The sequence below is a fragment of the Microcystis sp. M31BS1 genome, assembly GCF_020245285.1.
Lineage (GTDB): Bacteria > Cyanobacteriota > Cyanobacteriia > Cyanobacteriales > Microcystaceae > Microcystis > Microcystis panniformis.
Genome location: NZ_JADBVE010000136.1, coordinates 1 through 14,565, shown reverse-complemented (window position 1 = coordinate 14,565; position 14,565 = coordinate 1). Strand labels below are relative to the sequence as shown.

The following is a 14,565-nucleotide window of genomic DNA, read 5'->3' as shown; positions in this document are numbered from 1 at the left end:
TTGTTTTTAGTTATTTACTTTTGGTTATCTGATTAAATATTTCACTGCCTAATACTTGAAGAGAGGTTTTAGAAATTTCAAGCATAATATCAAACATTTTTTTGATAAGTAGGGAGGCACAATTATTTGTAGGATGGGTTAGCGGTAACGTAACATGATCGGGGGTTGGGTTTCATGCTTCTAACTTCACAGTTTCCATCAATGTGCATGGTGCGTTCCCCAAAAGCAATCGCTGGAGTAGCAGGACTTGCATTAGGGAACGCACCCTACGGCCAACTGGAGTATGTGTGATTATAACATCATTTATATTATAACTACTTTGCCATTGAAACGAAAAACCGAACATATAATAATTGCGTCGTTTTTATCTGCCTTGATGTCACATATAATTAACTCGTAGCTTTGATCTTGAAGCTTATAGACTGTAACTGTTGGATTGACCTTTTTATGCTTCTTCCTATGAATCACCAGATTGAAATTTCCTTCTCCCTCTTCCCATGATCTGTCATTGAAAACAAACTCATATGGTGAAGCATCCTTATATTGGGCGTATGCACCTATCAAAGCAATCACAGTCGAAAAGATAGCAAGCCAAGTAGTACCATATAAAGATGCAACAAAACTAAGGACAATGCCAGCTACTGTGATGAGAAATGATTTCATAATTGATACGACAATAGTGTATTTATCGATTTCTGTCTAACGGTCTATTTATACGGCTCTTAGTTTAGTGTAGGACTAATTTCTTGAATCCACCCGACAATTACCTAATTTTCGGGGAAAAAGTGCCTAAATTTTGCCACCGGCTGGCACTTTTTGAGGACAAAAAGCCTAAAAGTTTTATCCCACAAAGTTTTTAGCTCTATTCAGCCAACCCGATTTATTGGTGTACTTGCAAATGAAGGACATAATGACCTAAAATCAGGTTATCTGACCATAATTCGTACTCTAGACGCAAATATTCGGGGAAATTATTCCCCTCTAATTTGAGACTACGGGTATAGTTGCGGAGGCGAAAAGCGTAACCCGGTTGAGGACTTTCGGCATTTAACCAGTAGCGACTGACACCAAAAACCCCTTGCTCCCAAAAATGACGATAGGCGAATTTTCCCTGGCCCTGCATGGTCATAATTACCCGATTGGCCGAAATTTCTAGCCAAATTAATTTATTTTGATTATTTTCGGGTTTAAGTGTCTCTATTTCTGCGAGAGCCACTGGGGGTTGATTGAGGAGAAGATGAAACCGGTGGCGATCCTTTTGGTAGAGGGTAGCGGCAGTGTCTAAAGTGGAGAGGATGGGTAGATCTGTCGAGAGCAGACAGAAGGAAACGGGACGGCGGTGATGGGCAAGCATAGACTAGACTTAATGGTGTCCTTATCTCCACAATAGTGGATTCTCCGCCCACCGCTACCTGCACCGGAAAATTTTTTTGAGAAAAAATCCAGAAAGCACTTGCATTATTGAGGGACTTATGATTATAATTATTAATTGTGAGTAACGTTCCTCGGTAGCTCAGTGGTAGAGCGGTCGGCTGTTAACCGATTGGTCGTAGGTTCGAATCCCACCCGGGGAGTTAAGCGAAAATAGAGGCGGCAATAGTTTCTTATTGCCGCTTTTTGCTCTTGCTAGAGAATTTCGTTGATCGCATTTTCTGGACCGACGAGAGAAATGTAGGGATTTTGAAAATATTTGCTGGCTACCGATCGCGCTTGTTCGGCAGTAATCTGATTAATAGAATCCAGGAAAGTGCGATCGAATTCAATCCCCAAACCTAAGCTTTCGTACCAACCGTATAATTGAGCGATTTCGGCGTTAGTTTGTTTACCGAGAGCATATTGACCCAATAACTTATTTTTAGCTGACTGTAACTCCTCCTCACTCAAAGTTACTTTATATAACCTTTCTGCTTCCTGACGCAATCCCGACACTGCGATCGCTGTGTTTTGGGGTGCAGTTCCCATATAAATGACAAATTGGGAAGAATCGAGACGGGTGGGATAAAAAGCAGAAACATCGTAGGCTAATCCCCGTTTTTCTCGCAATTCCACGAATAAACGACTAGATAACCCATTCCCCAGATAGGTACTCAATAATTTTAAAACGGGATAATCATCCTCTTGTACAGAAGACCCGGGGTATCCTAACATAACGATCGCCTGTTGACTAGCTTGGACGGTAGTTAAACAGGTGGGCTGAAAATCAAAAGCGGCCGGAGGTAAACTAGATAAAGGAAGATCGGGAATTGACCAACTGCCAAAAATTTCCGTCACTGCTTTTACTGCTTGCTCTAGGGTAATACGGCCAGAAAGACTAATCACCAGGTTATCCGGACGGAAAAAGCGACTATGATAGGCCAGCAGGTCATCCCGTTGCAATTGCGAAACCGTTGCCTCCGTACCCAATAAAGACATACCATAGGGATGATCTGGGTACATAGCGGCGCGTAATTGATTAAAAGCTACATTAAAAGGCTGTTCCAATTGAGAGCGAATACTTTGACGGGTGAGATTTTTCTCTAATTCGATTTCTGGGGGTGGAAAACTGGGAAAACGAATAATTTCCGCCGCTAGACGCAATATATCTAGAAAATCCTTGGTAACGGTCTTTAAACTAACCACAAAATAATCGGTCCCCGTGTCCGCACTTAAACCGGCCCCCGTGGACTCAACCCGATCAGCAATTTCTAGGGAAGATAACTTTTCTGTACCTTTGGTGAGCAGCACAGCTAAAAGACGAAATAAACCTGCCTTTTCGGTTTTTTCCCAACGAGTACCCGCATTTTTAAGAAAAATCCTCCCTGCAACCAACTCCACGGCCGTATTTTCCACCACTAAAAGGGTGATGCCATTTTCTAAGGTTAAGCGGTGAATGGGGGAAGCGGACATCGTTTATTCACAGGGTTGCATTATTGTAATAGCATATCGCTCCGGGGAGAGATACTGACGAGCCAGACGTTGTAGATCTGATGGTTGCAAACTTTGGATAACTTGGGGATAGATCGTTGCTAGGTCGGCAGCTCTCAGGGTTTGATAATATCCATAAAGTCCGGCTAATTGGCCCGGGGTTTCTGTGGAGAAAATATAATCGTTAGCTAATAACTGTTGAGTGCGGTGTAATTCTGCGGGGGTGACGGGATGATCGTGCAGATGTTGGATATGTTCACAGATAATAGCTTCAATTGCCCCGATTTGTGAGCTAGATAGCCAAGCGCCGATGGTAAAGAGACTGGAATCTCGTTGCAGGGAAAAATTACTGTTAATATCGAGGACGATTTGCGCTTCTTCCCGCAGCTGTCGCACTAACCGCGAACAGCGTCCCCCAGCAAGAATTACCGAAAGCAAGTCTAATCCAAAGGCATCTTCTAGGCGATCGCATCCCGGTCCAGTCCATCCCATCAAGAGACGAGAATGTTCTAGGTGGGGTAAATATACTTGGGAACGACGAATTTCGATCAGGGGGGGTTCGGCAGCCACTAGATTCGCAGGAGATTCTGAGGGGACGGGAAATTCCCGAAAAGATTGCCGGATAATTTCTAAAGCTGGTTGGGGTTCAATTCCCCCGATAATCGCCACACACATATTTTCTGGTTGATAATAGGTGCGATGGAAACAGCGCATTTGATTGGGGGTTAATTGCTCTAAACGGGGTTGATCGCCTAAAATAGAGCGTCCGTAGGGATGGTTTTGATAGATACTTCCGCAGAGGGTTTGGTAGGCAATCCAATCGGGATCATCATAACAGGCCCGCAATTCTTCTAAGACTACATCTTTTTCCCGATAGAATTCCTCATCGTCAATCTCAGCATGGAGGAGAATTTCGGCCAGATGGGGTAGGGTATGTTCAATTTGATCCACACTGGTGGTGAGATAGAAGTGCGCGTAATCGTGACTGGTGGCAGCGTTGGTCATTCCGCCACAATTTTCGATTAAATAGTCAAAGAGTCCGGGGGGAAGTTTTTTTGTCCCCTTAAAGATCATGTGTTCGAGAAAATGGGCCATACCTAACCATGGGTCGGGTTCAGCGATCGCACCTGCTTTCACCCACACATCCACCACCACCACAGGAGTCACGGGTAAATACTGATGAATTACGGTTAAGCCGTGATCTAATTGCCATACCTGAGCGGGAAAAGAACTTGTTTGACACTGCGCTATCGACTTGATCAATGTCCGTTAACCAGATTTTTTGTTAAATTCTATACATATGTTATCTTATCTCTTGCCTGCTCAACCATTAAAAAACTTTTGTCATGATTTCTAGACAATTCTCCCAAATATCAGCCTTATCGGTGATCAGTGATCATTTATCAGATGTGATACTAAATCCGTTGAGTATAGGCTACATATCAAGACAGGCAAAAGGCACTCATGCAAAAGGGAGAATAAATAATCAGTCTTTAATAACCGGATTTAGTGTGATACCAAATCCGTTTTTAATAGTGTGATTGACTCTCAAGTTATGAATTGTTTCTCCCCACACCCCACTCCCCTATACTTTTTAAACAGGATTTAGTATGAGTTTTCGGTTCACTGATTACTGTTTACTGTTTACTGATAACTGAAAAACCTCCTATGACAGAAAATAGAGATAACTTCAACGAAACTTATAATGCACTAATTGAGCGCATTGTCAATCTAACTTTGGAAGGAAAAATTAGGGCTAAATCACAGGTTTATAACCTTTTGTCCGAGGGAGTAAAAAATGGCACAGGAGAAATTTTTGAGCGTTGTTTAACCGAACAAATCATCGTTACTCGCTCACAGTTAGAAACAAAAATTAAAGCGACTAGGGTTTTGCGGGCCCTGGAAACGATCGAAAGTGAATGGGAAAAATATCAAAAAACCAATCAGCAAAATTCTCTGACTGCAGCGGCGATCGATAATCTGGTGAAAATCGATCGAGAGGATCGTTTACTGACTTTAGTAAATTTAATCGATCCCAATCAAAATAATGCTTTAACCCTAGAACAATTACAACAGTTAGCCAAGCATTTACAGACAGTTTCTCAGCAGCGGGGAGAAGCGGATTTATGGCAAATTGCCACGGGGATTAATCTGGGGTTAAATACTTGGTCAAATTTATCGAGTTATCTCACCAGTTGGCTCTACGAACAAAATCGCCATCTTGGCTTTACTAATGATAATGAGCGAGTGACACCCTGGCAAATTTGGGCAAGTAAAGTTAATCCCTCTTGGTTAAAACGAGTCTTAGAAAGTTTAGCTAATCAACAAGCTTTTGATTCTCTTACTCAGGATTTAACTTTAACCGATTGGGTAGAAAATGCTATTGTTTTTCAATATATCCAAAGGGGACTAATTAACTTTTTTGATCAGCGTATCTATAGCGAAAAACTGGGAGCTAAATTATCCATTTCTACCTTTCTCACCTTTGCTTTAATTTGGTCACTGTTAACCAATAGTTTCGAGCAAGTTAGTAAAAATTCCCTCTATAGTCGCGGCTGTTTTCAGATGGCTTTACAAATTCTGAGAACCTTTGCTCAACGGGATTATTTTCCTTTATACGGAGGAATTTTTGCCTCCTTTTCTGGCAGTTATCTCAAGGAAGCATTAGATTATTTATCAATTCCTCTGCGTTATGTGGAAGGTACGGGAGAAAAGGCGAGAATTTTAACTTTAATTGCCTATTCTAATCGCATTCGTGGCGACTATCCACAGGCCAAAGAATGTCATGAACAAGCTTTAGAAATTGCTCGTCAACAGCAGGATTATGCTTGTGAAATAGCTAATTTAAACCATTTATCTCGTCTCAATGCTATCCAGAAAAACTATACAGAAGCGATTAATTTAAGTCAGAGAGCTTTAATTTTAAGTCGTCAACAGGGTAATAGTTTAGGACAGGCTAACGCTTTAGCTAATTTGGGTTATAGTCAGGTACAGGAAGCGCAACAGTTAGAGAGATATGATCCCGAAATTTATCAAACTTCGATCGAGTATTTACAGCAGGGATTAAAGTTAGCAGAAAGTCTCCAAGATTGGCAGAGTAAATCCCTTTGTTGTAGCAGTTTAGGTTTAGCATATATTATCCTCGAAAGAACCCAAGATGCGATTAATATTCTCCTACAAGGATTGGAATCGGCCAAATACTACGGAGATGTATATCTGCAAGGTTTATTACTAACTTATTTAGGGGAAGCTTACTATCAAGACAAAAATTTTGAACAGGCAATTTATATGGGTTCTCTAGGAATGTACTGGCTACACGAAATCGGTGCAGTGGAATGGCGACAAGCTGCTAGTCTATTAACGGTTATTCGCGGCAAAAATATCGCAGCTTTTGAGCAGACTTTCAGTCAGGAACGTTCCTCCCTGATTAAATCTATTGGACTGGAAGGCTACCAATATATCTCAGAAATCCTCAGCAAATATCAACAGGGTAATTAGTGAATACAAAGCATAACCTATTAATTAATCTCTCGGTACTTTTTCCCCAACCCACGGGAATCAGTACCTACATTCTTAACCTCTTACCCTACCTGAAACATTTAGAACCAACCCTACTAACAGCTAATAGTTATCCCGACTTTAACTGTTATTCTATCCCCAAAGGTATCGGCCCTGATCGAGGAGCGAAAGGTCATTTAAAACGCTTACTCTGGACTCAGTGGCAGTTACCGTCAATTTACCGACAATTAAAGGCGAATTTACTCTTTTCTCCCCTTCCGGAAGCGCCGATAAATTCTCCCTGTCGCTTTGTCGTCATGGTCCACGATTTAATTCCCCTGCGGTTTCCCAGTTTTACTTCCCCCTTAACCCAATATTTCCGTTATTATGTGCCGCAGGTATTAGAACAGGCAAAACATATTATCTGTAACTCTCAGGCAACGGCCAAAGATATCACTGAATATTATCAAATTCCCGCCGATAAAATTACTTCTATTCCCCTAGCCTACGATCATCATCACTTTCGTCCTATGGAAGATAATAAGCCAGAACAGCCCTATTTTCTCTATCTCGGTCGTCCCAATCCCTATAAAAATTTACCGCGTTTAATCGCCGCTTTTGCCCAACTGCCCCCAGATTTAACCGATTATCATCTTTGGATTGCCGGCAGCTTTGATCGCCGTTATACCCCCAATTTACAACAACAAGCGCGAGAATTAGCAGTTAGCGATCGCATTAAATTTCTCGACTATATCCCCTACGATCACCTACCCAAAGTTATCAGTCAAGCCACTGCTTTAGTCTTCCCCAGTCTCTGGGAAGGCTTCGGATTGCCCGTTTTAGAGGCTATGGCCTGCGGTACACCCGTCATTACCTCAAATTTGTCATCTTTGCCCGAAGTCACGGCAACAGCGGCAATTTTAATCGATCCCTATCGAGTCGAGTCCCTGGCCGATGCCCTGAAAATTATCGCTCAAGATCGACAATTACAGTCAAAATTAAGTCATCTAGGCAAAAAACGAGCCAATGAGTTTAGTTGGCAAAAAACTGGTCTAGCTACAGCCGCAATCTTAAATCAATATCTAGGGTATGCTTAACTGACAGGGTTTCCCGTCCAGATGAAGTATAACCTGATCGGTCATCCTCGGAAAAAGAAAAATAACTTGACAGATCGGCAGCATTTGCTGTAGGATGGATGATCGTGACCTCAATTGGAGAGATGGCCGAGCGGTTGAAGGCGCAGCACTGGAAATGCTGTTTAGGGGTAACTTTAACGAGGGTTCGAATCCCTCTCTCTCCGTTCCCAAAGCACCTCATGTCTATGAGGTGCTTTTGATAGCAGTTAGAGTATAGGAGTCAGGATTCTGAATTCAGGAGATTACTCTTATCGATTATCTTCTCCCTTACTCCCCACTTCATAATTCATAATTGATAATTCATAATTCCGGCTCCCCACTTCATAATTCATAATTTATAATTCATAATTCCGGCTCCCCACTTCATAATTCATAATTGGTAATTCCCGCTTCCCACTTCATAATTGATAATTTATAATTGATAATTCCCGCTCCCCACTTCATAATTGATAATTTATAATTGATAATTCCCAGTCTCTTATACTTTTCAAACAGGATTTAGTCTAATTCCTCGTGGGTAAACCATCTTTACACTTAGCTAACCACTCCAATAAACTATCTAACTGCTGTTGCGGTTTTACCGCTCCTAAACCCCTAACTGTCACCTGTTTGGGACCATAAACAAAGCGTGATTGTATATGTTGGGGTAGGTGTTCTTGTAATAATTTCCACGCTGGTTCTTCCATGGGAGTTTCTAGGATAATATGCTGTTTTCCGTCGGGTTTAATGCGCGAAAACCCGAGGGATTTAGCCAGATGTTTTAACTCGATTACCTTAAATAATTGTGCCACTGGGGAAGGAATTGCTCCGTATCTATCCACTAAATCGGCGGCAATTTGTCCTAAAGTTTTCTGAGAATTGGCAGTAGCAATCGCCCGATAAACATCCATTTTCTGCTCCAGATCGGATATATAATCATTAGGAATAAATGCCGTCAATTTCAGATCGATTTGGGTATCCTCCACTTGAGGAATTTCTTGACCTTGAATTTCCCGCAAAGCTTCCTGTAACATTTCCATATATAGATCAAAACCAATCGCTTCCATTTGTCCCGATTGTTCCGCACCCAATAAGTTACCCGCACCGCGAATTTCCAGATCCCTAGTCGCTAATTGATACCCCGATCCTAACTGGGTAAATTCTTGAATTGCCTTTAATCTTTCCCGAGCAGTTTCTGTTAGTTCTCCCTTAGCTGGATAAAGTAACCAAGCGTGCGCTTGTACTCCCGATCGCCCCACCCGTCCCCGTAGTTGATAGAGTTGCGCTAAACCGAATTTTTGGGCATCTTCAATGATAATTGTGTTAACTCTGGGAATATCTAACCCCGACTCCACAATAGTCGTACAAACTAAGATATCCGCTTCCCCATTATTAAAAGCTAACATGGTGGTCTCTAATTCGGCCTCATCCATACGACCATGCCCAATGGCAATTCTAGCACCAGGAATCATCCCTTGAATTACTGCCGCTTTTTCTTCAATTCCCTCGATTCTGGGTACTACATAAAAAATCTGTCCCCCCCGATCCAATTCATTACGAATTGCCGTTCTAATCACATCAGAATTATAACTAGAAAGGTGGGTTTGGATGGGACGACGAGAGGGGGGAGGTGTGTTAATTAAACTCATTTCTCGCACCCCAGAAAGGGACATATAAAGAGTCCGGGGAATCGGTGTCGCACTCAAGGTTAACACATCAATATTACTTTTAAAAGCCTTAATTTTTTCTTTTTGATTGACCCCAAAACGCTGTTCTTCATCAATTACCAATAATCCTAAATCTTTAAACTCCACCGCTTTACTCAATAACAACTGCGTCCCCACCACTATATCCAATTCCCCCGTTTTCAAGCGCTGGACGATATCTTTTTTCTCGGAATTGGTGCGAAAACGATTTAATAAACCCACATTAATGGGATAGGGAGCAAAACGTTCCTTCAGGGTGTGATAATGTTGTTGGGTTAAAATCGTTGTTGGTGCTAATAAAGCCACCTGTTTATGACCCGTGGTGACAGCTTTAAAAATAGCACGAATCGCCACTTCTGTCTTACCAAAACCCACATCCCCACAGACTAATCGATCCATCGGGCGATCGCTTTCTAAATCCCGTTTCACATCCTGTATCGCTTTCAGTTGATCAGCAGTGGGTTGGTAGGGAAAAGAATCCTCTAACTCCCGCTGCCAGGGATTATCCATCGGATAGGCAAAACCCGATTTTTGGGCGCGTTGGGCGTAAATATTGATTAAATCAACTGCTAACTTCTTAATCGACTTCCTGACGCGAGCTTTCGTCGCTTCCCACGCTTTGCCAGAGATTTTATGTAATTCTGGCTCTTGATTACCTGTATGACGATAACGGGAGAGATTATCAACAGAATCGGCAGGAACCCGCAATAATCCATCGGCATACTTAATAACTAGATAATCTCGACCTTGCACTATTCCGCTAATTGTGCTTTCCTGCTTTTCTAGTTTGATAAACTGTCCGATGCCATGGTGTTTATGTACTACAAAATCGAGGGGACGGAGTTTATTCACATCCACCTGTACCGAGGCTGCTTGCCGACGTTTGCGGACGTACCCGGCAGTATTTAAAAGATGTTGTCCGAAGAACTCTCGATCGCTAACGACGACTATACGATAGGTGGGGAGGATAAAACCTTCTAATTCAGCTAATCCTGAGTATTTTAGGGCTGTAGCAGTGTTTTGAATTATTAACCGCTCGATCGCCCCAAAATCGAGGGGATTGGGGATAAATTGGGCCGGACAGTCGTGTTCCTGTAATAACGAGACTGTGCGGGAGGGTTGGGCAGATATTAACCATGTAGCGTACTTATTTAGTTTAATACCGCTATAAATCTCTCTTTTTCCCCGTAAAATTTCCGCTAGTTTGGCGAATTGCCCCGGATTGGTGGGAATCGGACGACTGGAGAGATTAAGGCTATTTTCGGAGAGGTGATCGTCTATTTCTGAGAGGTAGAGATGGGGAAATTTGGCCGATATTTCCAAAGATTCGCCAAAAGAACGGTGAATTTGCGGTAAAGCTGGTTCTATCTCTTGCCAGCGTTCCCCAATATATTCTATCCAGCGATCGCTTCTAGCTTGACAGCTTTCCAGTTCATCAAAAGCAATCAGGGTATTTTCGGGGAGATAATCCAATAAAGAGGCAGGTTGAGGGAAGGACAAGCCTAAAAATCGCTCAATTCCCTCTGGATAAATGCCATTAGCCAATTTTTCTCGATCTTCAGCCTCCAAATAATCGGCCACTGTGGGGGGGAGAGAAGGGGCAATCATCGCCGCGAAGCTAGTGGGAGTAAGAAGCAGATTGGGGATAGAATCTAGAGATCTTTGGGTTGCAGGGTCAAATTCTCGCAATTTTTCCAATTCATCGCCGAAAAATTCTAACCTGACCGGTAATTCGGCCGAAACTGGGAAAATATCAACGATATCGCCGCGACGACTCCATTGTCCTTCGGTTTCTACCAGTGAAACCCGTTGATATCCTAATCTAGCTAGGGTTAGATCGAGGTTTTTGGCTTCTATAACCCTTCCTACCTCAAAATTATCGCTATATTGCTCGAAAACCTCTCTAGGGGGTAAATGGGGCTGCAGGGCCTTTTCGGTGGTAACGATCGCAATTCCGGCATCTTGATGACTGATTGCCGATAATACCTGCATCTGTCCCCAAATCATCTCGGATTCCCGATTAAATCTCTCGTAGGGGCAAGCTTCCGAGGTGGGATAAAAGAAAACACCTTTCCACGTCATTGCTTCTAATTGTGCCGCCCAACGTGCCGCTTCTTCTAGATTGGCACAAATAATTAAAAGATTTTTTCCTTGACAACGGGCGAAAGCTGTGCTTATTAATCCTTTCGGTAAGCGGGCAAGGCCAGTTAGGGTTAAATTGCCGTTTTTCTCCAGTTTTTGGATAAGTTCGGCAGTTAAAGGCGATTTTTCAATGTTGCGAATAACGGAGGCAAAAGTCATTTTTTAGTGATCGGCGCTCGGTTTTTAGTTAAGCTCTACTGAATTTATACTGCCTCTTGGGATTTTTAGTACAAATGCTCAGGCTTCCTCTCCCTGCTCCCAACTCTGGCACTCCGATGCAGTCTTAGCAAGATGAACGTAGGTTGGGTTGAAGCATGAAACCCAACACCCCCAGGGATTACGCTACCGCTAACCCATCCTACAAGTAATTGTGCCTCCCTACTTAGTCAACAGCCTATCAGTGATCAGTTATCAGATGTGAGTTTTCAGTTCACCCACTACTTTTTGGGGTTAATTTTTTTGGGCTTTATTTGACCTGACCAGAGGGGGGTCGCAGGCGCACGGATTTTCCATTATCTATATAATATCATGTCAAGCGTTGGTTGGCAAGAAAAAATTTTTTAATTGCCAGCAAAAGATCGAAGGCAGAAAAATTAGTACATATATACCGAGATATTTTCAGAATGATAACGATTCTCAGCGACTGTGATAAGATGAGAATCATAATCAGACTCAGTTAACTCCGATGGGTAAAAAATTCCAGTTAACAGCGATCGCTTTAACAATGACTATAGCCAGCTTAACAGCTTGTAGCGATTCCTCGGTCAAGGAAAAGGAAGCAAAGACACCCTTACAGGTGACAGTGAGTATCGTACCGCAGGAATATTTCGTCAAACGCATCGGCGGTGATAGAGTCAGTGTTAATGCCATGATTCAACCCGGGACAGATCCCCACACCTATGAACCAAAACCCGAACAATTAAAAACCACAGCCCAATCGCAAGCCTACTTTAAAATCGGTGTATCCTTAGAAGATGCTTGGAAAGATCGCTTAAACAGTGTTAACCAACAGATGTTAATCGTCGATACCAGTCAAGGAGTAGATAAAATCCCTTTGACAGCAGAACATAATCACGATCATGATCACGCCAAGGCAAAAACAGATCAAGCTAGAAAAAACACCCTAGATCCCCATATTTGGTTATCACCAAAACGAGTCAAAGCACAAGCAAAGACTATTTATCAAACCCTAGCACAACTCGATCCGGGTCAGGAAGCTATCTATCGGGCTAACTTGGAAAAATTCAGTCAGGAATTAGACGCATTAGATCAAGAAATTCGGCAAAACTTGGCAGGGATTAAAAACAAAAAATTTATGGTATTTCATCCCGAATGGGGCTATTTTGCCCAAGATTACGGTTTAGAGATGATTGCGATCGAAATCGACGGTAATGAACCCAGTGCTGCCCAGTTAGGTCAACTAATCAAACAGGCAAAAAAAGAGAATATTAAAGTTATTTTTACTCAACCAGAATTTAGTCAGAAAAGCGCCGAAACTATTGCTAGGGAAATTGGGGGAGAGGTAATCCCTATCAGTGCCTTTGCTCAAAATTGGAGTGAAAACCTGCGACAAGTTTCCCAAAAAATGGCCACAGTTTTAAATCAGTAATTGTTTGTATATGTCAACGATCATTACCATTAGTAATCTCTGGACCGGCTACGAACAGGAACCCATCCTCGAAGATATTAATTTAACCATTGAAGAATTGGATTTTCTGGGAATTATTGGCCCGAATGGAGGGGGAAAAACTACCCTCCTCAAGGTTTTACTGGGATTAATTAAACCTTGGCGGGGAGAAGTCAGGATTTTGGGACAAAATGTCCAAAAAGGTAGGGAATTAGTCGGTTATGTGCCGCAGTTTGTCGAATGCGATCGCTCATTTCCCATTACTGTGGGTGAGGTGGTAAAAATGGGGAGATTGAGCAGCAAAAAACTCTGGCAAGGCTATAGTAAAAAAGATGAGTTAAGGGTAGATAAAGCTTTAGATAGTGTGGGGATGTTAGGGTTGAAAAAAAGATCGATTGCTGAACTTTCGGGAGGACAGCGCCAACGGGTTTATATCGCTCGCGCTTTAGCGGTAGAACCCCGTCTCTTGATTTTAGATGAACCCACTGCCAGTGTCGATCCCCAAATGCGTGCTAGTATTTTTTCCCTGTTGCAAGAATTGAATGAGTGGATGACCATTTTAATTATTTCCCATGATCTGGGAACCCTATCTACCTATGTTAAATCGATCGGTTGTCTCAATCGTCGTCTCTATTATCACGGCCAAAAATCTCTCACTACCGCTATGTTAGAACAAGTGTATTGTTAAAAGTTTTCTCCCTTTGGGTTAAAATGGATTTTTGCTCAAGCTCATTGTTGAATGGCATTCACTCGTGTCTAAAAGGGATAAACTACTAGAACTACTCAAGAATAGTCCTAATAACGCAAGATTCAACGATGTTTGTCAACTGCTAGAATTAGAAGGGTTTTCCCTTGATAGAATTACAGGTAGCCATCACATTTTTAAAAGAAATGATATTATTTTGGTCATACCTGTTCATAATAAAAAAGTAAAATCTGTTTATATTCGTCGAGTCCTTGAAATTATCGGAGACAACTAAAGATGAATTATCCAATTATTATTTATCCCTGTGAAGAAGGCGGTTTTGTCGCTGAAATTCCAGCACTATCTGGCTGTTTGGCTCAGGGTGAAACCTTAGAAGAAACCCTACAAGAATTACTGATGGTAAAAGATTTATGGTTAGAAACAGCCCAAAAATATAATCAAAAACTTCCCAACTTAGAAACAGAGATAGCGAAAATCAAAGCATTAAGCACTGTATAGAGCATTTTTGGGGGAATTGTGGTCGCTAATTGCCGTCTTGACTTAAAAAATAGTTACTTAACGCGCTTTTTTGCTTTTAATCATGACGAATTTGTAATTATTCTGCGTTACGCTAACACATCCTCGCGTGCTACTATTCTGGTCAGTGATTCTTGACAGTAACCAGACGCGATCGATGATTCAGACGGATCAACAGTTTCCCAGTGCGATCGCCGATCTTGTAGGTTGGGTTGACGAAAGGAAACCCAACATTTCTACACAGAAAATATCCCCTTTCCAAAACGAATTAACACCATTATCTTTTAATTTGTTGGGTTGCGTTCCTTAACCCAACCTACCGAATTTTTGAAAAATTTGAGCTGATCTTGT

Annotated in this window: 11 protein-coding genes and 2 tRNA genes; 8 read left to right on the top strand and 5 right to left on the bottom strand. The window is 42.0% G+C overall.

What is annotated here, in order from left to right:
• Nucleotides 1-303 precede the first annotated feature (303 nt).
• Nucleotides 304-663: a hypothetical protein gene (locus tag IM509_RS07740; protein WP_052276669.1), complete on the bottom strand. Its 360-nt coding sequence runs from the start codon at nucleotides 661-663 to the stop codon at nucleotides 304-306.
• Between the two features lie 217 nt (nucleotides 664-880).
• Complete coding sequence (locus tag IM509_RS07735; protein WP_110579412.1) at nucleotides 881-1,354, bottom strand: hypothetical protein; 474 nt, start codon at nucleotides 1,352-1,354, stop codon at nucleotides 881-883.
• A gap of 148 nt (nucleotides 1,355-1,502) precedes the next feature.
• Between IM509_RS07735 and IM509_RS07730 the strand changes: the two genes are divergently transcribed.
• Nucleotides 1,503-1,574, top strand: a tRNA-Asn gene (locus IM509_RS07730).
• Nucleotides 1,575-1,626: 52 nt separating this feature from the next.
• Here IM509_RS07730 and IM509_RS07725 read toward each other — a convergent pair.
• Both IM509_RS07725 and IM509_RS07720 read right to left on the bottom strand, forming a co-directional pair.
• On the bottom strand, nucleotides 1,627-2,886 hold the full coding sequence (locus IM509_RS07725; protein WP_052276667.1) for a M16 family metallopeptidase: 1,260 nt from the start codon (nucleotides 2,884-2,886) through the stop codon (nucleotides 1,627-1,629).
• Nucleotides 2,887-2,889: 3 nt separating this feature from the next.
• Complete coding sequence (locus IM509_RS07720; protein ID WP_052276666.1) at nucleotides 2,890-4,167, bottom strand: M16 family metallopeptidase; 1,278 nt, start codon at nucleotides 4,165-4,167, stop codon at nucleotides 2,890-2,892.
• 405 nt (nucleotides 4,168-4,572) lie between these two features.
• On the opposite strand from IM509_RS07720, the gene IM509_RS07715 reads away from it, so the two are divergent.
• The 3 genes from IM509_RS07715 (at nucleotide 4,573) to IM509_RS07705 (ending at nucleotide 7,702) form a co-directional block, all read left to right on the top strand.
• Nucleotides 4,573-6,402, top strand: coding sequence for a tetratricopeptide repeat protein (locus IM509_RS07715; protein ID WP_185237264.1), 1,830 nt, complete (start codon nucleotides 4,573-4,575; stop codon nucleotides 6,400-6,402).
• Nucleotides 6,402-7,499, top strand: a complete 1,098-nt coding sequence (locus IM509_RS07710) for a glycosyltransferase family 4 protein (protein ID WP_185237263.1) — start codon at nucleotides 6,402-6,404, stop codon at nucleotides 7,497-7,499. Before IM509_RS07715 ends, IM509_RS07710 begins: the two co-directional genes overlap by 1 nt.
• A 116-nt stretch (nucleotides 7,500-7,615) precedes the next feature.
• Nucleotides 7,616-7,702: transfer RNA gene (locus IM509_RS07705), tRNA-Ser, on the top strand.
• A 339-nt stretch (nucleotides 7,703-8,041) separates the two neighbouring features.
• Here the strand turns inward: IM509_RS07705 and mfd are convergent.
• Entirely contained in the window at nucleotides 8,042-11,524 is a 3,483-nt protein-coding gene (gene mfd, locus IM509_RS07700) for a transcription-repair coupling factor (protein ID WP_185237262.1), read from the bottom strand.
• A 526-nt stretch (nucleotides 11,525-12,050) separates the two neighbouring features.
• On the opposite strand from mfd, the gene IM509_RS07695 reads away from it, so the two are divergent.
• The 4 genes from IM509_RS07695 to IM509_RS07680 all read left to right on the top strand — a co-directional run bounded on the left by IM509_RS07695 (nucleotide 12,051) and on the right by IM509_RS07680 (nucleotide 14,196).
• A complete protein-coding gene (locus IM509_RS07695; RefSeq protein ID WP_185237261.1) occupies nucleotides 12,051-12,974 on the top strand; it encodes a metal ABC transporter solute-binding protein, Zn/Mn family in 924 nt (307 codons plus the stop codon).
• A gap of 10 nt (nucleotides 12,975-12,984) precedes the next feature.
• The gene (locus tag IM509_RS07690; RefSeq protein WP_072926171.1) at nucleotides 12,985-13,680 is read left to right on the top strand and encodes a metal ABC transporter ATP-binding protein; all 696 of its coding nucleotides are present in this window, start codon (nucleotides 12,985-12,987) and stop codon (nucleotides 13,678-13,680) included.
• A gap of 64 nt (nucleotides 13,681-13,744) precedes the next feature.
• Nucleotides 13,745-13,972, top strand: a complete 228-nt coding sequence (locus IM509_RS07685; RefSeq protein WP_072926196.1) for a type II toxin-antitoxin system HicA family toxin — start codon at nucleotides 13,745-13,747, stop codon at nucleotides 13,970-13,972.
• A 2-nt stretch (nucleotides 13,973-13,974) separates the two neighbouring features.
• Nucleotides 13,975-14,196: a type II toxin-antitoxin system HicB family antitoxin gene (locus IM509_RS07680; protein ID WP_002744564.1), complete on the top strand. Its 222-nt coding sequence runs from the start codon at nucleotides 13,975-13,977 to the stop codon at nucleotides 14,194-14,196.
• Nucleotides 14,197-14,565 lie beyond the last annotated feature (369 nt).